Below are 21,515 nucleotides of genomic sequence, written 5' to 3'. Positions count from 1 at the left end.
TATGGCCGGATTATTGAGAATTTCGCGCGTATTTCCCCGGCCTCCGAAAGGATACCAAGACTCTATTATTACGCCGTAACGAGATAAATATTTTTGCAGGTCTGTATTCTGATAAAAAATGTGATTCTCGTTCTGAACTATTGCGGGCATAATTGACGAAATTTTTGCTATCCTCTCAAACTCTGAAGGCGTGTAATAATTTGATATTCCGATAGATTTTATTTTGCCGGACTTGACTCCGCGTTCAAGAGCTTTGTATGTTTCCTCGTCATTATAACCGGGCTGGTGTATAAGCATTAAGTCAATGTAATCGAGGCCAAGTGCTTTATTTGACGCGTTTATTGCTTCGTCGGGATTATTGCAGGGTAAAATTTTGCTGGTTATAAAAATTTCTTCGCGCTTTATTATGCCTTCACTTATTGCGCGCCTGACTCCCTGTCCGACTCCTGACTCATTTCCGTAATATTTTGCTGTGTCAATGAGTCTGTAACCTGCTTTTATTGCAACATAAACGCATTCAGCAGCCTGATTATTATCAAGTGTCCACGTGCCCAAGCCTAAAACGGGGATTTTATTTCCGTCATTGAGTGCAAGATATTCCATTGCTGAAACAGGAAAAGCAGCGAGCATAATAATTATTGTACAGATTAATAATTTCTTCATGATAATAAAATAAGCCCCGCAAGATATTTTCTCACGAGGCAGAAAAATTTATTTATTTCACGTAGTTATTCATGAAAGCTATAATCTCATTGAACGGAATTTTTTCGAGATTGTCATATAAATCACAATGAGACGCGCCGGGAACGATAATTAATTTCTTGTTATCGCCTTTGAGACGCTTTATAGTGTCCTCGCTCATATATCTTGAGTGCGCTTTTTCTCCGTGTACAAGCAAAACCGGTGAGCGAATCTCTTCAACAAATGCAAGCATGGGCATATTCATTAATGCTAAACCTGCTGTAACGTTCCAGCCTTCATTTGAATTAAGCGAGCGTTTGTGATAGCCTCTCGGAGTCTTGTAATAAGCGTAATAATCTTTCACGAACTGGGGTGCATCGTCGGGCAACGGATCAACTACTCCGCCTGCACGCGCGTAAGTTCCTGACTGATAATCTTTTGTTCTCTGCTCGTTCATGGCCTTTTTCGCGTTGTAACGGGCTTCTTCGTTGTTATCAGCGTCAAAATATCCGTTAGCAGCGATTCTTGACATGTTGTACATAGTTGATGAAACAGTAGCTTTTATTCTCGTGTCGGCCGCAGCAGCGTTTAAAGCAATTCCGCCCCATCCGCAAACGCCGATAATGCCGATTTTTTCAGGGTCTACACAGCTTTGCACGGAAAGAAAATCTACAGCCGCAGAAAAATCTTCTGTGTTAATCTCAGGTGATGAGACATAACGCACTGCCCCGCCGCTTTCACCCGTGAATGAAGGATCGAACGCAAGCGCAACATAACCAGCCTTCGCCATTTCCTGAGCATAGAGTCCCGAAACTTGTTCCTTTACTGCACCAAACGGACCAGCTACAGCAACAGCAGGATATTTTTTCGACGCGTCAAAGTTCGCAGGCAAATATAAATCTCCCGTTAAATCAATTCCGTAGCGGTTATGAAAATGTGCCTTCTTTACCTGAATGCTTGAGTCAATCTTGAAAACTCTTGTATCTTCCGTAAAATCCGTAATAGAATCTTTTGCCATAGAAGCTGAAGCAAAACACGAAATTATTGCAAGTGCCGCTAAAATTTTTATCATGTTATATAGTCCTCCTGATTGAAATCTTGCATAAATTATCGCAATTTGCGCGTGAAATGTCTAATGCTTATATAGTAAAATTAGTTATGCAGAAAATTTTATATCCGGAGGCAATTATGGAATTAAGAACGCTGAAATATTTTCTCGAAGTAGCCGAGCAGGAGAGCTTGACAAAAGCAGCTATAAGACTCCACATAACGCAGCCGACTCTATCGCGCCAAATTTCACAGTTAGAGCAGGAAACCGGCAAGAAATTATACATTCGCGGAAATTATAATATCAGACTCACTGAAGACGGCCTATTACTCAAGAAACGCGCGCAAGAAATTATAGAACTCGAGTCAAAGACTTTAGCGGAGTTAATTAATTCAGATCAGGAAAATATAACAGGCACTATTTATATCGGATCAGGAGAAACCGCCGGAGTTAATTATATCGGCAAAATATTAAAATCTCTGCGCGTAAATTATCCGGGCGTAAAATATCGCATGATAAGCGGCGACGCAGAAGACATCACAGACAAATTAGACAAGGGGTTAATTGATTTCGGGCTGTTCGTGGGAAAAGTTAATCTCAACAAATATGACTCTCTTGCATTGCCAAATTCAGATAAATGGGGAGTAATTATGCGGCTTGATGATAATTTAGCGGGAAAAAATTTTATCGTTCCTGAAGACTTGCGCGGGCGGGAGCTTTTATTTTCACATCAGGCAAAATCACAGGGAGAGTTTTCAGAGTGGCTCGGCTTTCCTGTCGAAGAGTTAAATATTATCGGGACTCATAATTTAGCGTTCAATGCGTCAATAATGGTGCGTGAGGATCTTGGCCTACTTGTTACTATTGAGGGAGTTATCACAGAAAGCGATTTAAAATTTGTCCCGTTGCAACCTGAAATAAAAGCGGGGTTGATTCTTGCGTGGAAGAAAGAGTCTATTTTCTCGAAGGCTGCTAAAAAATTTCTTGATTCATGCTCGTATTCATGCGTATAAATTCAAGCAAAATCTCAGTGTGAGTTTCTCACATTTTATGATAGTGTGGCTCGGCTGTCCTGTCGAAGAATTAAATATTATCGGGACTCATAATCTTGCGTTCAATGCGTCAATAATGGTGCGTGAGGGTCTTGGCCTGCTTGTTACTATTGAGGGAGTTATCACAGAAAGCGATTTAAAATTTGTTCCGTTGCAACCAGAAATAAAAGCCGGGTTAATTCTTGCGTGGAAGAAAGAGTCTATTTTCTCGAAGGCTGCTAAAAAATTTCTTGATTCTTGCGCTGAAATATTGTGATAAAATCTATAAAACTTTTCACACTTTATAATAATTATTCTGGGAGGAGATTTTATTGTATCAGGAATTTGACGTGAACTCTCAATGTTTATCTGATGCTATGAACTTTATTCGCAGCGAGATCAGTAAATATATTTCCAATCACAAAACCGTTAACCAGTCTCAATTAATGGCCGAAGAATCTATTAACAGACTGCTTGAACACGCAAATTTGACAGAGAAAAATAAATTATGTGTCAACGTTACAAAATTTCTGGGCAGCGTGAAAATTAATATTTCAGTGGGCGGCAAAAAATTTGATTTCGAAGAGAGTCTTAATTTCGGCATAGACTTTGAGAAGGAAGAAATTTCCGGAAGAACTGCCGACGCTATATCAAATCTCCTAATGAAGTCATTTACTGAAAAATTGCGTTATCATCATAATAGAGGCACAAATTATATAACTATTACTGCGCTGAAATCTCCTTATACATCGCTTTATTACACCGGAGCGGCCTTAATTCTTGCAGTCATAACGGGATTTGTTATGAAAAATTTTGCGTCCGAAGCTGCCTGCATTTACTTTAACGAAAATATTTTATCGGTCATAAGTAAAATTTTTATGAACACGCTTAAATTATGCGCCATCGCACTTGTATTTTTCTCTGTTGCCTCATGTATAGCGAATATCAGCAATCTTGCAGAATTAAAGAAGGTCGGCGGTATATTATTAGTGTGCTTTCTCGTCATGCAAATTCTTGCGAATCTCACAGGAATCGGAATATTTTATTTGCTCAAGCCCGGAAAAAATATCGCTGTCTCTGCCGTAAATGCAAGTAATATAATTTCCGGCTCAGTCTCCGTCAAAGATACAATTATAAATATTTTCCCTGATAATCTCGTCAAACCGTTTTTGAATGCCGACTTGCTGCAATTAATAGTACTTGCGCTTTTCTTGGGATTGGCCGTCATAAAGTCAGGAGCAGCCATATTTAAATCATTTCTCGATGAGTGCAACAAAATTTTTATGCAGATTACTACAGCTGTTATGAAATTTATTCCGTTGGCCGTGTTTTGTTCTATAACGTCTATGATTTTGACTATCGGCGGGAAAACTATGATGTCATTAATCGAGATTTTATTTGCTTTCGTGTCAGGTCTTACGGTGATATTGACAATATGTCTATTAATTGCTTCATTTATGAGTCGTCTTAACCCGTTAAAAATTTTGCTTAAGTCAATGCCGGTTATTATTACGTCTATGGCCGCGTGTTCAAGCAATGCAGCAATACCCGATAATCTTAATGCCGCGCAGAAAATGGGAATAAGCCCTAAACTTTATAATATCGCTATACCCTTAGGCACTGCAATAAATAAATTAGGGAGCTGTATACAACTTTCATTAGGGACGCTGACTCTTGCATACATTTACGGAATAAATATCGAGCCTTTGACGGCATTGTCAATGATGTTTACGTTTTTGCTGCTGGAGATTGCTGCTCCTGTTGTGCCGTGCGGGACGTTTATATCAATATCGGCTGCTATAGTTATGTTTGGCTGTCCGATTGAGGCTATTGCGCTTTTGATGTCAGTAGCTCCGATTATTGACATGACTTCATCTCCTGCAAATGCTTTCGGGAATACTTTAACTACTATTATTGCAGCTGCTCACGAAAATATGATTGACCGGGAAATTTTTAACTCGTAAATTTGCGCTTACAGAGTCAGAGTCTCTAAATCGTCAGGAATAAAAATTTTTCCCGTGAAATATTGCTTTGACTCGTTTGTATATAATTCGCGGCGTTGTGATAAATTTGCGTCTTCCGTGTGATATAGCAACAAATTTTTTATATTGAGTCTCTGTGCTAATGTGCTTGCGTCCTTAACTGTTGAGTGATTCTTCTCGTAGGGTCTGAAAATTTCCGCCTGCGAGTACAAGCAAAAAGCCTCGTGCAACAACCAATCAGAATTAATCGCATAAATTTCGCTTGATTCTTTGCATGGTTCGTCGCCGCAGCAGGTTAATTTTTTCGAGCCGTCATAGTTCATGCAAAATCCGAATTGCTTTGTGCGGTTGGAGTGAATGTCAAAGAATTTAAATTCTTGTCCGGCTATAATTCGTGTTTCGTCATGCTTGATTTCGATTAAATGTATTCTTTTCCCGATAAAACCGGCCTGATATGGCAGCAATAATTTATTTGCTAACTCCTGAACGAGACTCAAGACTTCATCATGTGAATAAATATTTAGATCACCGTTAAAAATATTCTTGTTCATTCTTTGCGCTGAGATTCTAATTATCCAGATTAGGCCAAGAATGTGATCTATATGCGCATGAGTGATGAAAATATTATGAATGTCCTGTAAATCGAGATTTATGCGCTTTAACTGGTGCAAGATATAATTTCCTCCGCCGGTATCGATTAAAATATTTCCTGACTCAGATCGCATTACAAAGCAAGTGTTATAGCATTCAGTTACTAAAGCGTTGCCGGTTCCTAACATAGTTATTTGCATGAATAAAAGATGACTCCTTTTTTCTATAATGATTCTTTACAGCTCAAAAGCAAACCTGCGCGACAAAGCTATCACGCAGGAAAAATAATTTATTTCTTTACGCCGAGAGACTCAATAAATTTCTATAAATGGGATACGGCCAAATTTCAGCACTCGTTACAAGTTCGGCAGCATCGCATTTAGTCCGGATAGAGTCCATAAGCGGCAAAATTTTATAAGTCAGGAAATCAGCCCGCTCACGTGCATTCAAGTCAGCTAGACTCGTTCTATACTCGTTCAATACGGCAGCGTCGGCAATTAAAGCATTCTTCGCAGTTCCCAAGCCTTTAATGTAATCGCGCCAAGGTTTGTCGTCGCCAAAATCTACACCGTCAAAGGCATAAAGTGAATTTCTCTCAAGCACTAATTGTTTCGATAACGCCGGCAAGACTCCTTCAAATAACATGTCATACAAGACAGCTGCTTCTACTTCGAGACCAGTGCAGAAATTTTCGAGCCTGATTTTGTGTAAATTTTCGAGTTCGTTGGGCTTGAAAACTTTTAATTCTTCGAGCATTGATTTATTTTCCGGTTTCAATAATAGATCAATACGTCCGGGGATGTCTTCAGCCTCGATTAAACCGCGTTTTCTTGCTTCGTCCTGCCACTCATGGCTATAAGCGTCGCCCTCAAATAAAATTTTGCTGCCTTCTTTGAATGCCTCAGTGCTTGCGATTAAGGCTGCTTCTATCGGGTCATCGGAATTTTTTGCGGCGATCTTTGCTGTTAATTGCTCAATTCCCCACGCCCATATGCTTGCGAACATTGTAACTGGCAGTGCGATACTTTGACTCGAACCAGGTGCGCGGAACTCGAATTTATCGCCCGTAAAAGCTATAGGACTCGTACGGTTTCTATCGCTGTCAAACGGAATAATGTCCGGCAATTTCGTAAGACCAATATCAATTATGCCTTTGTCCGGTAAATTTGCGTCGCCTTTATTTATTAAATCCGTAAGAGCTGCACCCAAATAAACGCTCATAATCGACGGGGGAGCTTCGTGGCCTCCGAGTCTGAATAAATTTCCGTAAGTTGCGATACTTGCCTGCAATAAACTATGAAATTTGCTTAGACCCAGCACAGCAGCAGCCATAAACGCGAGAAAAATTACGTTTCTTCTACTATTATGTGAAGGCTTTAATAAATTTCTGCCCTCGCTGTCCATGAGTGAAATATTTGTGTGCTTGCCGCTTCCGTTCATGCCGTTAAAAGGTTTCTCGTGAAATAATAATCTTAATTCATGAGTGCGTGCAAGTTTTCTCATAGTTTCCATTAAAATTTGATTCTGATCGCAGGCAATATTTGCTTCGTTGAATAAATGTGCAAATTCGAACTGACAGCGCGCGACCTCATTATGACGTGCAGTAATTGATACACCTAGCCTCGCCAAATCGCGTTCAACGTCTTCCATGTAACGCAAAACGCGTCCGGGAATAGCTCCCATGTAGTGATGATCTAACTTTTGATCTTTTGCAGGTTGTGCACCGATTAGAGTTCTACCGCAAAATCTAATATCCGGCCTTTTCTGAGCTCTAGGACGGTCAAGCAAAAAATATTCTTGTTCAGCACCAACGGTCATTTTCACGGATTTAATACCGCGTTGACCCAACATTCTCAAAAGTTTTAACGCACGAGATTCAACAGCGTCAAGACTTCGCAATAAAGGAGTCTTCAAATCTAATGGTGTGCCGTCAAATGAGAGGAACACAGACGGAATGCAGAGAGTCCCGCCCTTTTCGCTTTTCACGATAAATGCAGGGCTTGAGATGTCCCACGCAGAATAACCGCGCGCTTCAAATGTTGAACGAGTCCCCGCACTTGGAAAGCTCGACGCGTCCGGCTCACCTTGTGAAAGATTATGACCTCTGAAGACTTCAATGGGTCTGCCTTCTGAGTCTGACTGTGTAAAAGCTGTATGTTTCTCTGCTGTTAATTCGCTCATAGGCTGGAACCAGTGCGCCCAATGTGTAGCACCGTTTGAGATTGCCCAGTCCTTTAATGCACCTGCTACGATGTCGGCTGCTTGACTATCGAGTCTGCTTCGTCCTTCGATAGCTGCGATGACTTGATCATAAATGTCGGGATTGAGTCTTTCTTTCATGACTCGGCGGTTAAATACTAATGTACCATAAATTTCCCGAATAGACTTTAATTTTTCGCTCATTATGCAAATTACCTCCATCATTAAGCAATTTTTTTACGAAATTTTTTGCTTAACTTGCGGAATATTTTAACACTGAGATAATTTTTTGCAATATTGCTGTAGAGTTAGGATTGATATAAATTTTTGAATTACACTCATATTTGATATAATAAATGCGTGCAGTTCTCTTAAAAATTTATTGAGGGAGCTGCAATTTTTTACTAATACATTTACTAATACGAAAATTTTAATATTTTATAGCCTTCACAAATGTTGACAGAGAAAATTTTTTATTATTGCTGCAAAAAATTCATGAACGTTTTTATATTTTGCTGATGACTACTGCGCGAAAAAATTTTATAGCACATAAATATTCATGTCCTTCACAAATGTTGACGGAGAAAAGTTTTATTATTGCTGCAAAAAATTCATGAACGTTTTTATATTTTGCTGATGACTATTGCGCGAATTAAATTTTATAGCACGTAAATATTCATGACCTTCACAAATGTTGATAGAGAAAATTTTTATTATTGCTGCAAAAAATTCATGAACGTTTTTATATTTTGCTGCTGACTATTGCGCGAATTAAATTTTTCATGCTGACTCATGAATCAAGATTCACACTGCTATAATATTGCAGATTATATGATTATATTATTACAGTAAGGAGAAATAAAATTTGAGCAGAGTTTACAATTTCAGCGCAGGCCCCGGAGTCTTGCCTGAAGAAGTGTTAAAAACTGTGCAGGCTGAATTACTCGAATACGGCAATAGTGGCATGTCAGTAATGGAAATGAGCCACAGATCCAAAGATTTCGAGGACATTATCAACGAGGCAGAAAAAAATTTACGCTCATTGATGAACATTCCCGCAAATTATCGCGTTTTATTCCTTCAGGGAGGAGCTTACACTCAATTTGCGATGATTCCCATGAACTTAATGATTAACCGTGCAGCTGATTATATCGTAACAGGCCAGTGGTCAAAGAAGGCAGCAGCTGAAGCAAAAATTTTCGGAACTGTCAACGAGATCGCAAGCTCGGCAGATAAAAATTTTTCGTACATTCCTGATTTGTCAGATTTAAATATTTCACCCAATGCCGACTACGTTTATATTTGCCAGAATGAGACAGTACACGGGACAACAATTAAGACTCTTCCCAACACTAAGGGCAAAATTTTAGTGTCTGATATTTCGTCAATGTTCCTGAGTGAGCCTGTTGACGTGAATAATTACGGGCTTGTTTACGGAGGTGTTCAGAAAAACGTCGGGCCTGCAGGAGTCGTTATCGTCATAATTCGTGATGATTTAATTCGTGATGATGTCTTGCCTTATACGCCCACTATGATGAAATATAAGACTCACGCTGATAATAAATCGTTGTTCAACACTCCCCCGTGCTTTAATATTTACGTGTGCGGATTAGTCTTTAAGTGGCTGATAAAACTCGGCGGCGTTGAAGAAATGCACAAGTTGAATCAGGCAAAGGCAAAAGTTTTATATGACTATCTCGACAACTCTAAATTATTTCACGGCACAGTCGACAAGAAAGACAGATCTTTAATGAACGTCCCATTTGTAACGGGAAATAAAGAACTTGACGCGGAATTTGCAGCAGAGGCATCACAGGCAGGACTCAAAAATATAAAGGGTCATCGTTCAGTCGGAGGCATGAGAGCATCACTTTATAACGCAATGCCTATCGAGGGAGTATACAAGCTCGTTGAGTTCATGACAGATTTTGAAAAGAGGCACGCTCAATAAATGATTTGTCCCAAGCACAGAAAAATTTGCTGTCTTAATAGCATAGCAAGTGTAGGACTCGAAAAATTCCGCAAAGGTTATGAATTAATTGACACACCCGACGAAGCAGCCGGGATTCTTGTTCGTTCTGCTGATATGCTGAATATGAATTTTCCGGCCGAGTTGCGCGCGATCGCCCGTGCAGGTGCAGGAGTAAATAATATTCCCATCGATAAATGTTCAGAAAATGGAGTCGTAGTCTTCAACACTCCCGGAGCAAATGCAAACTCCGTCAAAGAATTAGTCTTGGCCGGTTTATTACTTGCTTCACGTGATATTTTTGCTGGAATAAAATGGGTCAATGACAACGCAAAAGATGAAAATATTTCCAAACTTGCAGAGAAAATCAAGAAAAATTTTGCAGGTCATGAGATTCAGGGCAAGACTCTCGGCGTTATAGGACTCGGTGCTATCGGTGTACGTGTTGCAAATGCTGCTGTCTCGTTAGGAATGAATGTTTTAGGCTATGACCCTTATTTATCGTTAAAATCTGCGTGGATGTTAAGTCCCATGATAAAACACGCTGACACGGCCGAAGAGGTTTATTCAGCGAGCGACTATATAACGATTCATGTTCCCGCCGGAGCAAATACAAGACACATGGTAAATTCTGACGCAATCGCGAAAATGAAAGACGGCATAAAAATTTTGAACTTTGCACGTGATGTCTTAGTTGATGAGTCAGCGTTAAAATCAGCACTTGAATCAGGTCATGTAGCAAAATATATTTCTGATTTCCCGAATGCAATAAGCGCAAATCTTCCAAATTCTATAATTTTGCCTCACTTGGGAGCGTCAACAGAAGAAGCCGAAGACAACTGCGCAGTAATGGCCGTCGTTCAATTGCAAGATTATCTTGACAACGGGAATATAAATAACTCCGTAAATTATCCCGATATTAACGCCGGAATCTGTGAGACTGAAGCAAGAGTCGCTATATTACATCAAAATATCCCGAACATGTTATCGCAAATTACAGCGTTTTTCGGTAATAACGGCCTCAATATAGAAAATTTGTTGAACAAAGCAAAAGGCTCTTACGCTTACACATTATTAGATATTTCTCACAAAATGCCGGAGGATACAGTCGAAAGGCTCAAGGAAATAGACGGCGTTAAACGAGTCAGACGAGTAACAGAAAGAATGTAACAATAAAGCCCCCGGGATTATTCCTGAGGGCAAATTTTTTATTTCGCTTTGATGAAATTTATGCGGTTTAGATCGCTGATTCCTGATGTACCGCTGAAAGTTTTTGTTGTCGGCATTCCACCGAAGGCACTTACTCCGCCTCTCATTGTGCTGGTTTTTCCCATGCTGCCTATCATTGTGCGGGTAGTTGTTGTAACGCCGTTAGCTGAAGTTTTCTCGGTCTCCAAGTAAGAAACTCTGCCGGAATTAACAATTTTTGTATTTACTTCTGTCTCGCCGGACTCGTTTTCTTTCTTGACTGGTTCATTATGACTCCCGCCGGGTAAATCTGGCATTTCTGGTTTCTTGTCGTCCTTGCCTAAAAGTTTTGCGACTTCATTGTCAACGTTTTCAATTTGAGGAAGTCCGAGAGCTTCTGCACCCTCGTTCAAAGTTTCGCCCAATAACGTTAAATTTTCAGAGTCGCTCAAATCTTCAACGGTGAGGCCAAGTCCCGACATAGCAGCTTGAATACTGTCAATATTTGCGCGGAAAGCATTAGAGACTCGCGACATAAATTCACTTGAGGCCGTAAAATCCTGCTTAAAGCCTGACTCGCTCGAAGGAGGTACGGGAGGAACTCCGCCGGGGATTGTACCTGACGAGTCATAAGTGCGGCTGTTTATTGCTGCTGCTTGAAGAAATGCATCAAATTCGGGATTTTCGCGCGGCTGTGAGTCTCTTGTATTCTGCAAATTATTCTGTGCTGGGAACATAACAGATTGATTCATCATGTATTCATTAATGCGCATAATTGTTGTTCACTCCTTCTGTAATATATATAAATTCATGAAAAATTTTTCTGTTTTATTTGTCTTATCGGTAATTTTGACTAGAGACTTTAATAAATTTTTCCCGCCTGATTTATGTTTATGTGTGTCGAAAATATATTTGCACCCATCCGGAGAGATTTTTTTTGCGTTTATGCTGTAAAATTATATAAAAACTTTCAGGAGGCATTATTTAATTGCACGACAAAATTTTAATGGAAGCCGAAAATTTACGTAATGTAATGGTCAAGACTCTCACTCATTTATGTAAATTCCCGGCTGTATCACCCCACAACGGCGGGACGGGCGAACTTGCAAAAATTAACGAGCTTAGAAAAATTATAAACCTTCTCGGCCTCGATAAAGCAAAAATAGATCTGCACATAGTCGAAGATCCAGAAGGCGACAGACCTTCTTTATTTCTCGAATATCCAGGAAAAAAAGCGCAAAGAGTCTGCATATTGACTCACGTTGACATAGTGCCCGAAGGCGATAGATCTTTATGGACGATTGACCCGTTTGATCCCGTTGTTAAAGGCTCAAGACTCTACGGACGCGGAGTAAGCGATAACGGAAATGGACTCGTTGCGTCGTTGTATGCTTTGAAGGCGTTAATTAATGCTGGCGTTGAACCGGAATATACTATTTTGCTTGCGTTCGTAGCTGACGAGGAAATGGGCAGCCATTACGGACTCGAAAAATTGTTAGAGCGCGATTTATTCAGACCTGATGATTTAGTAATCGTTCCTGACTCCGGAAATGACGCAGGAGATTTTATCGAGACAGCAGAGAAGGCGAGACTCCAACTTGGTTTTACTGTGAAGGGGAAGCAAGTACACGCCTCAATGCCTCACACCGGTTTAAATTCGTGCAGAGTTGCAAATATGTTAGCTTACGAAGTCGACGAGGCTTTACACAAAGCATTCCCGGAAAATGACGAAAATTTTGATTTTCCTGCTTCAACGTTTGAGCCTACGAAGAGAGCCGCAAATGTCCCGAATGTTAATACAGTACCAGGAGTCGAAAAATTTTATTTTGACTGCCGAATTTTGCCGAGCATTAATCTTGATGAAGTTATCGAGCTTGTACAAAAAATTTGCAAAGATATAGAGTCCCGCACCGGTGCAGTAATTGAGCTTGAAGTCAGCAGAGAAGACGCAGCACAACCCACGAGTCCCGACTCTGAAGTCGTTAAAATTCTCGTGAAGTCGATTCGCGAGGTATTAAATATTGAACCTAAAACGGGCGGAATCGGCGGCGGAACTTTTGCTGCATTGTTCAGAAATAGAAATATTCCTGCTGTTGTGTGGTCTCAAGAGTGTGACGGGGTTGCTCATATGCCGGACGAGTACACAGAAATAGATTATCTCGTGAATAATGCGAAAGTTTTTGCGCTGGTAATGGCAGGTGAATAAAAAATGGACAGCCCGTTACAAAGTGTTATTATTCCCACTTATAACCGGAAAGAAATGCTTGCGGAAGCTCTTGACAGTGTCTTGAAGCAGAGTCAAAAGAGTCTTGAAGTAATAATAGTTGATGACTGCTCGACTGACGGCACAGACGAATTTGTGAAGACTATAACTGATACTAGAGTGCGGTATTTCAGGAATGAGAAAAACAGCGGGCCGGAAATTAATCGCAGCTTGGGTCTAAGAAATGCACGCGGAAAATATATAACTTTTCTTGATGACGATGATTATTACACAGATTATGACTTTTTCGCGAAGGCAGTAAAAATTTTTGAGGAGCATGATTCAGAAAACGCCCCTCTTTCTTTTGTCTGTGCAAATGTAGAAATGTTTACGATTGAGACAGGCAGAACTAACACAGAACACAATATTGGGGCTCCCGGACGAGTTAACGGACTTGATTATATTCTTAAGCGCAATAAACCATTGTCAACTTTTCCAACAGTCTTTAAGGCTGAAATTTTGCGCAAGGCCGGACTTGAGAACATGAGAATATTCGATGTAGAAATATATAGAGAAGCTGTTATTATTGCTGATTCATATTTCATGAGCGATTATGTAGGCGTGTACAGAGTCCATAAAGAAAGCATATCATTAGGTTATTCGATAAAATCCCAAAATGACGAGTTATATTACTCAAGAGTAACCGACAAAATAAAACAACTGAAATTAACCGTAAATAAATTATATGATCATATAGGCAAGAAGGCTGCTGATAAATGGTACATTTTTGAATTATGTACATTGACTACTTACTTTGCAAAAGCCCGTCCCTACTTCAAGGACATATTAAAGACTACATCATGTCAATTAAAAGTTTCGGGATTCATGCCGTACGTGTGGTTAATATTAATACTATATAATATAAGAACTATAATCAGCAAAATAACTCCATTGCGAAAAATTTATAGATTCATAAAGTATCGCGGAAAAGTTCCGGAAGATAATTAAATTTTTAACGTTTTCGGGAAGGCTGCTTCTTCGTGATATTTTGCCAGAGTGAAATATACTGCTCGTGCAAAAATGCCGGGTAATCAACATCTAACGGCGGTCTCTCCCATTTGTAAACGTCAGATTTTCCCGTCAAAGAACGCTTTATATTCGCGGGGGTGTCGTCATCGATTAAAATTGCTTTGCCTGACTCCCTTTGCGAGTCAATAAATTCGCGAAAATTCGTTAATTTCCCGTTCTGCCACACGTCAAAAGATTCAGGGCGCTCAACTTTTGAACCCGCTGCCATCAACAAAACGCCGCTAGACCCCGACAAATCACAAAATGTAATATCCTTCAGAACTTGGCCGACTAAAATCGAACTTGATAATCTCGCTTGAAATTCTGCGAGTCTGCGCTGATAATGCGAATAATTCTGCACGTCCCATTCAGACAAGGCCGTTAAAATTCTTTGCGCTACAAATGGAATAACTGAAGGATCCGCAAGTGATGTCAATTTTACAGGGAACGGCGAATATAAGCACCTCACGACAAAATTATTTTTTCCGTCAATGCCGGCAGCTTTTAAATCATTTGAGTCAAGTGCAATGATTCGAGATTCTTTATCGAGTTCGCGCAGAGTCTTCCCTTTTTCGGCCATTACTAAATCTCCGTTATTATTCCAGACTCGCAAGGGTGTAATCTCGACTTCCGGCCCCCCGATAAATGAAGCCAGCAGAGCCAGCCATGGATGAGTTACAGCAATACGCAATTTCTCATCAGGATAACTAGCTCCGCAAAAAAGTAAAATTATAATCAGTGCCAAAAACTTACGCGCCAAATTTTTCCCTCAAATCGTGAAGAATCAAATCAGCTACTTTTGCTTCTGCACCTTTTCTCGTTCTGTCTGACTCTACATGTTCAAAACCGCACATCCTGAGTCTTACTTCAAACGTTGGAGCGTGTGAAGGCCCCTTTGTTGAGATAAGCTCATATTTCGGTAAAGGCATAGCGCGCGCTTGCAGCCACATTTGAAGATTTAATTTAGGGTCTGGCCCTGCTCCTTGTTCTTCTGCGTCTCTGAGGAACAATTTTTTTATCACTCTTTCAGCAGAACCGACTCCCCCATCAAGACAAACTGCGCCGATTAAAGCCTCTAAAGCATTCCCGCAAATTGACTGCGGTAGTTCTCCGGTCTTCATCGCGTGCCCGTGCAACAATAAAAATGGGATTCTCAAAGCCTCGGCCTTGCGATAAAGTGAGTCGCTCTTCACGAGTTCTGCGCGCATTCTCGTTAATTCTCCTTCGTTAGCGTCCGGGTACATCTTGAATAATGCACGAGCAATCACAAAGCTCAATATAGAATCGCCGAGAAATTCTAATCTCTCATTGTTATAATGAAACCCGTACTCATGAGCAAATGAAGAATGAGACAAAGCCTCCTCAAGTAAATATCTATCGTCAAAAGTATAGCCAAGCTCATCTTCAAGAAATTTCACATCAGGCTCATAAAGTTTAGGCATCCTGCGCAGAGGCTCTAATTCAATTTCACTCAAGGCCGTATCTCCCAAAAGCTAAGACTCCATTATGACCGCCAAAACCGAAACTATTTACAAGCAATCTATCAACTTTGCGATTGACACCTGCACCAGTTGAAATATTTATATCGCACTCAGGATCTGGAGTCTCATAATTTAAAGTCGGGTGAATATAACCTTCTTCGATTGCCTGAATTGACGCGATGACCTCAAGACCTCCGGCAGCACCTAAGCAATGACCTATCATTGATTTTGTTGATGTAACAGTGATATTTTTTGCGTGTTCGCCGAAAACTTTATTAATCATTCCGGCCTCCATTTTGTCATTTAAGCCCGTCGAAGTTCCATGAGCGTTTATGTAATCAACTTGACTCACGTCCCATCCCGACATTTTCAGAGCTTTATTTGTTGCGTAGGCTGCTCCTTTTGCTTCGGGGTCGGGTGCTGTAATGTGTACTGCGTCGCATGAAGTCCCATAGCCGGTAAATTCTGCATAAATGTGCGCTCCCCGTGCGAGTGCGTGTTCTAATTCTTCAAGCACAACGACTCCGGCACCTTCACCCATTACAAAACCGTCGCGATTCTTATCAAACGGTCTGCTTGCGTGTTCGGGGTCATCGTTCTTAGTTGATAATGCTTTCATTGACGCAAAACCTGCAATGCTTATAGCTCGTAAAGCTGCCTCAGTTCCGCCGGAAATAATTACATCTGCATCATCGCGAATAATTGCATGATAGGCTTCACCCATTGAATGCAAAGAAGTAGCACACGCTGTAACTACACACAAATTCGGGCCTTTTGCGCCTAAAACTATTGCGACATAAGCTGTTGACATGTTGCTAATCATCATCGGGATAAAATAAGGGCTGACTCGTTTCGAGCCTTTTTCTAGCATAGTCCTGAAATTATTAAATGATGTCTCTATACCGCCTTGACCTGTGCCGATATAAACGCCGAGTCTATACGGATCTATAGTTGACAAATCAATTTTTGAGTCTTCTACTGCGAGTTTTGCAGCAGCTACAGCAAATTGTATAGCTCTATCGGATCTCTTTGCTTCTTTGCCGGGCATGTAGACGGAAGGATCAAAATTTTTTATTTCAGCACCGAACGTAATCGGACAATCGCCTAAATCAAATGTTGTAATCGGGCCGATACCGTTTTTCGCGTCTCTGAGTGCCTGCCAGTAATCATTTTTTCCGATTGCAATGGGACTGACAGGGCCTAAACCTGTTACAACTACTCTGCGTTTCTTTTCGCTCAAATAAATCACTCTCCTACAAAATATATAATAAAACGGGGCAAGAAAAAATAATCCTCACCCCGCAGTTAACAGCATGATAAATTAATCTTCTACACCGATTTTTGCAAGTGTGTAGTTCATTGCCTCACCTACTGATGTAAGTTTTTCGGCGTCCTCGTCGGGGATCTCGATATCAAATTCCTCTTCGATTCCCATTATAAGCTCAACTATATCAAGCGAATCAGCTCCCAGATCTTCAACAAAAGTTTTTTCCGGCGTTACCTGATCTGCTTCAACGTCAAGACGGTCTGAAACTATTGCGACCAACTTTGCCATTACTTCTTCTTTCTTCATAAAAATTTCACCTCCTTAAAACTATTCGCCTTATATACATTAAATCATTGTCATTCCCCCGTCAACTGCGAGGACTTGACCTGTTATATATGAGCTGCTTTCATCTGCAAAGAAAAATACAGCCTTTGCTACTTCTTCGGGGCTTCCCATTCTTCCGGCGGGAATTGTCTTGAGTATATCAGCTTTTATCTCAGGCTTCAAAATTTCCGTCATAGCTGTATCAATAAATCCCGGTGCGATCGCATTTGCAGTGATTCCCCGTGATGCATATTCGCGCGCTATTGATTTCGTGAAACCTATTATACCCGCTTTTGACGCAGAATAATTTGACTGTCCTGCATTGCCCGTCAAACCTACGACCGACGAAATATTTATAATCCTGCCGAATTTAGCTTTTGCCATATCACGAATTGCTAATTTTGTGCAGTTGAAGACTGAATTTAGATTCGCGCTTATTACTGCCTGCCAATCTTCCGGATTCATTCGCATTAAAAGATTATCGCGGGTTATTCCGGCATTGTTCACGAGCACACTTACTGACTCATTAAATGCAGCCTTTATCGCCTTGAACATTTCTTCAGCTTGATTATATTCGCTTACATCGGCCTGAAAAATTTCGCATTTACGGCCAAGAGATATTATTTCGTCCCTAACGTTTTTAGCTGAGTCAACGCTCTTACTGCAATTTATAGCTACGTCAAAATTATTTTTCGCGAGTTCAAGTGCTATAGCTCTGCCGATTCCCCTTGATGCTCCTGTTACTAGTGCGAGCAAATTATTTCACCTCTTCTAATGCTGCTCTGATTTTCTCTAGTTTTTCCGGAGTCCCGCCTGATAAAATGTTCGCGCCTTTAATGCACTTCTTTATTAATCCTGCGAGGACTTCTCCCGGGCCAAGCTCAATAAATAAATCAACCGATAATTTATCAGCCATATATAAAACGCTTTCTTCCCATAAAACCGGGCTGAACGTCTGCTTATATAAAAGCTCTCTGATTATATCAGGATTCTTCACAGACTGCGCATTTACATTCGAGATAATATCAAATTTTGCGTCAGACCACGAAATTTTTTCAAATTCGAGTTTCAATTTTTCTGCGGCAGGTTTCATAAATTTACTGTGAAAAGGTGCACTTACACTCAATTTTACGGCACGTTTTGCACCGAAATTTTTTGCCTGCTCAATTGCTTTATCTATATATTCAGTCATTCCGGAAATTACGATTTGTCCGGGGGAATTAAAATTTGCGGGTGAGATTTCGCCGTTGGGAGCGATTGACTCACATAAATTTTTTACGTCATCAGGTTTTGCGCCGAGTAATGCAGCCATTGAGCCGACTCCTTCAGGTACAGCTTCCTGCATAAATGCGCCTCTATCACGCACGAGTCTCACTGAATCAGAAAATTTCAAGACTCCCGCTGCTGTCAACGCTGTATACTCGCCTAAACTATGACCGGCAGCACAAACAGGACTCAAATTTGCGCCTAACTCTTTATTTAACGCACTCAAGGCAGCAAGACTCACAGTCATTATTGCGGGCTGGGCGTTGCGTGTGAGGGTTAATTCATTTTCCGGGCCCTCAAATATTAAACGCGTCAAATGGCATGACAACGAGTCATCAGCTTCATCAAAAATTTCACGTGCTGAATTGAACGAGTCATATAATTCACGTCCCATTCCGACAACCTGCGCACCTTGACCGGGAAAACATAAAGAATATTTCATTGCTTCACCTCGCCTAGATTCGACAAAATTTTTTCTGCGTCAGAGAACATATTTTCTATTATTACTTTTGCGGGCAAAATATTATTTACCATTGCAGCACTTTGACCGGCCATTAACGAACCCCAGTTTATATCGCCGTCAACAACTGCTGCACGCAATTTGCCTGTGCCGAGTGCTTCAATTTCTGACGCGGGGGCATTCTCTGACTCGAGTCTCTCAAATTCTGCCGTTAATTTATTTCGTAAACATCTTACAGGGTGCCCTAAACTTTGACCCGTTACAGCTGTGCTTCTGTCTCTAGCGTCAATAACTGCCTGCTTATAATTCGCGTGTACCGTGCATTCTTCACAACAAATAAAACGAGTCCCGACCTGCACACCTTCAGCACCTAACGCAAAAGCAGCAACAACCCCACGGCCATCCGCGACTCCTCCTGCACAAATAACAGGAATCTTTACAGCCTGCGAAATTTGCGGAGTTAATACCATTGTTGTGAGTTCTCCTATATGACCGCCTGCCTCCATTCCTTCAGCGACAACTGCGTCTGCTCCTTGACGTTCGACTCTTTTTGCCTGAGCTACTGAAGCAATAACGGGAATTACAATCGTTCCAAGCGGCTTTAATCTCTCTAAAACTTTTCCGGGGCTGCCTGCACCTGTTGTAACGACGGGGACTCTTTGCTTTGCTGCAATTTCGAGCGCGTCATCAGCAGTCGGGGACATCAACATAATATTTAAACCGAACGGCTTATTATCGTGAATTAAACTTTTTGCTCTGATAATTTCTTTCTCTAAGATTTCCGGCGGAGTGTTAGCAGCGGCAATTATTCCGAGTCCTCCCCCGTTACTTACTGCGGCGGCGAGATCTGCATTTGCTACCCATGCCATTCCGCCCTGTATAATCGGATATTTCGTGCCTAAAATTTTGCAGACACGATTATTTTCTCTCAGCAGCATTTATTTCACCTCCGAAATATTTATTTCATTGCTTATTAACTCTGCGGCGTTCTCGTTTATGAAATCTCTTGCGGCCTTAATTGCGCTTAATACAGCCGGAGACTTTGACCGCCCATGAGCCTTTATTACTGCGCCTTTTACGCCTAACAACGGTGAACCGCCGTATTTCTCGTAATTAAATTTTGCCCATAATTTTTTAACAACGGGAGCAAGCATTAACATTCCTGTTTTAGCGATAAAAGATTTATTTACTTCTTCGACGAGCAAAGATTTTAGAGTCTGCATGATTCCTTCGCCGAGCTTGAGTGCTATATTTCCCGTGAAACCGTCGCAAACAATTACGTCTGCAATGCCGTTTATTAAATTATTGCCCTCGATGTATCCTTGAAAGTTTAAATTTTCTTTCTGACTGATTAATTCACGCGCGCCCAAAACTGTATCATCGCCCTTAATTTCTTCAGTACCGTTTGATAATAATCTTATGTCAGGATTTGCCACGCCTAAAATTTTATGTGAGTAAATATTTCCCATTAAAGCAAATTGCAGCAAATTTTCAGGTTTACATCTGACAGTAGCTCCTACATCAAGAGTGAAAGAAATTTTTTCGAGTGATGGAATCGGAACACCTAAAGCGGGTCTGTCAATGCCGGGCAAACGTCCGACAACGAGAACTCCGCCGGAAACTATTGCGCCCGTACTTCCTGCACTGACGCAACCTTGTGCATCACCGGACTTTACCATTTCCATAGCGACTCTCATGCTTGAATCTTTCTTTTTCCTGATTGCGTTTGCGGGGTGTTCATCGGGGTCAATAATTTCGCTAGCCTGCTGAATGTGTATTCTTGGATGAGATTCTAAGCAGGATTTAATTTTTTCTGTATCGCCCGTTAAAATTATCTCGATGTCCTGAAACTCTTTGCAGGCTTTCACGGCTCCTGCGCAAATTTCTGCGGGTGCGTTGTCTCCTCCCATTGCGTCAACTGCGATTGTAATATTACTCAATTTTTCACCTTCTTTCATGATTTATTGCTTAATCTCTATGATGAATCGGCCTACAAAAATTTCTTTATCGCCGACTTTTGTGCGTACGCTGACAATTTTTTTGCCCTCGTGATTGACTCCGACTTTTGCGCGTGCGACGAGAATATCTCCGACTTTTGCATGTCCCTTGTACTCGCCTCTCATTGAGTCGATTATAACGCCTGCTGTCTGAATAACTGCAAGAGCTATCGAGCTTGCTTGCGAATAAATATAATTGTCGCTGATAATATCCGTGAATTTTACGGCCATTTCCTGTGCTGTCTTGAGGACGGATAAAGCCCATTTGTTAGGTTCAAGCTCTAAGAGTTCGCCGATGACTTCGCCGGGGTTGAGGGACTGCAATTTATTTATTGCTGATTCTGCCATTGATTTAATGCGTTCACGAAGTTCAGGCACTCCCATTAATGCACGGTCAAGCCGGACAGTACTTACGCTGACATTTAGACTCTCTGCGAGTTCGCTGTCTGTTGCCATTGGGTTAGCTTCGATTAATTTCGCGAGCTTTTCCTGTCTTGATTTGCGTTCGTGTTTATAATTTAGCACCTAGTAATAATACCTCGTTATAAAATAAATTTTGCAAAGTATATTTGCTGTTAGAGAATTAGTCAATGCTGTGATAAAAATTTTTACCTGCAAATTAAGCTCCCCTAAAACTCGTTTTTTCTCGCCCGTAATTATAAATGCATGTTTCCGAAAGACTTTAATAATTCTGACTCAATGCTATTAATTTTATTGCGCGAAAATATTTTAGTTATGCCATGTACGACTCGTTTTTATG

Annotated in this window: 21 protein-coding genes; 7 read left to right on the top strand and 14 right to left on the bottom strand. The window is 40.8% G+C overall.

All coding sequences use genetic code 11. The features are described from left to right. Window positions 1–663, bottom strand: a 663-nt coding sequence (locus IJT21_09445) for an aldo/keto reductase (GenBank protein MBQ7578476.1), incomplete at its 3' end; no start/stop codon positions are given. Window positions 664–715: 52 nt separating this feature from the next. Next, window positions 716–1,753, bottom strand: a complete 1,038-nt coding sequence (locus IJT21_09440; GenBank protein MBQ7578475.1) for an alpha/beta hydrolase — start codon at window positions 1,751–1,753, stop codon at window positions 716–718. Here IJT21_09440 and IJT21_09435 point away from each other — a divergent pair. Genes IJT21_09435 through IJT21_09425 form a run of 3 tightly spaced genes read left to right on the top strand, consistent with a single transcriptional unit; the run spans window position 1,732 to window position 4,724 of the window. Beyond that, a complete protein-coding gene (locus IJT21_09435; protein ID MBQ7578474.1) occupies window positions 1,732–2,742 on the top strand; it encodes a LysR family transcriptional regulator in 1,011 nt (336 codons plus the stop codon). The two genes, IJT21_09440 and IJT21_09435, sit on opposite strands and share 22 nt — an antisense overlap. A gap of 37 nt (window positions 2,743–2,779) precedes the next feature. Continuing rightward, entirely contained in the window at window positions 2,780–3,037 is a 258-nt protein-coding gene (locus tag IJT21_09430) for a hypothetical protein (protein ID MBQ7578473.1), read from the top strand. A 55-nt stretch (window positions 3,038–3,092) separates the two neighbouring features. Next, window positions 3,093–4,724, top strand: coding sequence for a dicarboxylate/amino acid:cation symporter (locus tag IJT21_09425; protein ID MBQ7578472.1), 1,632 nt, complete (start codon window positions 3,093–3,095; stop codon window positions 4,722–4,724). Window positions 4,725–4,732: 8 nt separating this feature from the next. On the opposite strand, the gene IJT21_09420 is transcribed toward IJT21_09425, so the two are convergent. Together IJT21_09420 and IJT21_09415 are read right to left on the bottom strand one after the other, a co-directional pair. Continuing rightward, entirely contained in the window at window positions 4,733–5,533 is an 801-nt protein-coding gene (locus tag IJT21_09420; protein ID MBQ7578471.1) for an MBL fold metallo-hydrolase, read from the bottom strand. 97 nt (window positions 5,534–5,630) lie between these two features. Continuing rightward, on the bottom strand, window positions 5,631–7,736 hold the full coding sequence (locus IJT21_09415; protein ID MBQ7578470.1) for a glutamine synthetase III: 2,106 nt from the start codon (window positions 7,734–7,736) through the stop codon (window positions 5,631–5,633). Window positions 7,737–8,397: 661 nt separating this feature from the next. Here IJT21_09415 and serC point away from each other — a divergent pair. Both serC and IJT21_09405 read left to right on the top strand, forming a co-directional pair. After that, on the top strand, window positions 8,398–9,483 hold the full coding sequence (gene serC / locus IJT21_09410; protein ID MBQ7578469.1) for a 3-phosphoserine/phosphohydroxythreonine transaminase: 1,086 nt from the start codon (window positions 8,398–8,400) through the stop codon (window positions 9,481–9,483). Further along, window positions 9,484–10,671 carry a phosphoglycerate dehydrogenase gene (locus tag IJT21_09405; protein ID MBQ7578468.1) on the top strand — a complete coding sequence of 396 codons (1,188 nt, stop codon included), beginning with the start codon at window positions 9,484–9,486 and terminating at the stop codon, window positions 10,669–10,671. Between the two features lie 38 nt (window positions 10,672–10,709). On the opposite strand, the gene IJT21_09400 is transcribed toward IJT21_09405, so the two are convergent. After that, window positions 10,710–11,462 (bottom strand): hypothetical protein, encoded by a 753-nt coding sequence (locus IJT21_09400; protein MBQ7578467.1) that lies wholly within the window; start codon window positions 11,460–11,462, stop codon window positions 10,710–10,712. 233 nt (window positions 11,463–11,695) lie between these two features. On the opposite strand from IJT21_09400, the gene IJT21_09395 reads away from it, so the two are divergent. Together IJT21_09395 and IJT21_09390 are read left to right on the top strand one after the other, a co-directional pair. Beyond that, complete coding sequence (locus tag IJT21_09395; protein ID MBQ7578466.1) at window positions 11,696–12,895, top strand: M20 family metallo-hydrolase; 1,200 nt, start codon at window positions 11,696–11,698, stop codon at window positions 12,893–12,895. Between the two features lie 3 nt (window positions 12,896–12,898). Further along, window positions 12,899–13,900, top strand: a complete 1,002-nt coding sequence (locus IJT21_09390; protein ID MBQ7578465.1) for a glycosyltransferase family 2 protein — start codon at window positions 12,899–12,901, stop codon at window positions 13,898–13,900. 4 nt (window positions 13,901–13,904) lie between these two features. Here the strand turns inward: IJT21_09390 and IJT21_09385 are convergent, their stop codons facing one another. From IJT21_09385 to fapR, 9 genes are all read right to left on the bottom strand, one after another. After that, the gene (locus IJT21_09385) at window positions 13,905–14,705 is read right to left on the bottom strand and encodes a hypothetical protein (GenBank protein ID MBQ7578464.1); all 801 of its coding nucleotides are present in this window, start codon (window positions 14,703–14,705) and stop codon (window positions 13,905–13,907) included. Window positions 14,706–14,709: 4 nt separating this feature from the next. After that, complete coding sequence (gene rnc, locus IJT21_09380) at window positions 14,710–15,435, bottom strand: ribonuclease III (GenBank protein MBQ7578463.1); 726 nt, start codon at window positions 15,433–15,435, stop codon at window positions 14,710–14,712. Beyond that, complete coding sequence (gene fabF, locus IJT21_09375) at window positions 15,428–16,681, bottom strand: beta-ketoacyl-ACP synthase II (protein MBQ7578462.1); 1,254 nt, start codon at window positions 16,679–16,681, stop codon at window positions 15,428–15,430. The genes rnc and fabF overlap by 8 nt, the downstream gene beginning before the upstream one ends. A gap of 81 nt (window positions 16,682–16,762) precedes the next feature. Then, the gene (gene acpP / locus IJT21_09370) at window positions 16,763–17,014 is read right to left on the bottom strand and encodes an acyl carrier protein (GenBank protein ID MBQ7578461.1); all 252 of its coding nucleotides are present in this window, start codon (window positions 17,012–17,014) and stop codon (window positions 16,763–16,765) included. A 39-nt stretch (window positions 17,015–17,053) separates the two neighbouring features. Further along, window positions 17,054–17,788: a 3-oxoacyl-[acyl-carrier-protein] reductase gene (gene fabG / locus IJT21_09365; GenBank protein MBQ7578460.1), complete on the bottom strand. Its 735-nt coding sequence runs from the start codon at window positions 17,786–17,788 to the stop codon at window positions 17,054–17,056. A gap of 1 nt (window position 17,789) precedes the next feature. Continuing rightward, entirely contained in the window at window positions 17,790–18,740 is a 951-nt protein-coding gene (gene fabD / locus IJT21_09360) for an ACP S-malonyltransferase (GenBank protein MBQ7578459.1), read from the bottom strand. Beyond that, window positions 18,737–19,690, bottom strand: a complete 954-nt coding sequence (locus IJT21_09355; GenBank protein ID MBQ7578458.1) for a DUF561 domain-containing protein — start codon at window positions 19,688–19,690, stop codon at window positions 18,737–18,739. The genes fabD and IJT21_09355 overlap by 4 nt, the downstream gene beginning before the upstream one ends. Before the next feature lie 6 nt (window positions 19,691–19,696). Continuing rightward, entirely contained in the window at window positions 19,697–20,689 is a 993-nt protein-coding gene (gene plsX / locus IJT21_09350) for a phosphate acyltransferase PlsX (GenBank protein ID MBQ7578457.1), read from the bottom strand. 30 nt (window positions 20,690–20,719) lie between these two features. Then, window positions 20,720–21,280 carry a transcription factor FapR gene (gene fapR / locus IJT21_09345; protein MBQ7578456.1) on the bottom strand — a complete coding sequence of 187 codons (561 nt, stop codon included), beginning with the start codon at window positions 21,278–21,280 and terminating at the stop codon, window positions 20,720–20,722. Window positions 21,281–21,515 lie beyond the last annotated feature (235 nt).

It is taken from the genome of Synergistaceae bacterium, assembly GCA_017443945.1.
Lineage (GTDB): Bacteria > Synergistota > Synergistia > Synergistales > Aminobacteriaceae > JAFUXM01.
Note: the sequence above shows the minus strand (reverse complement) of the source record. Positions and strands in the feature narration are given on the sequence as shown.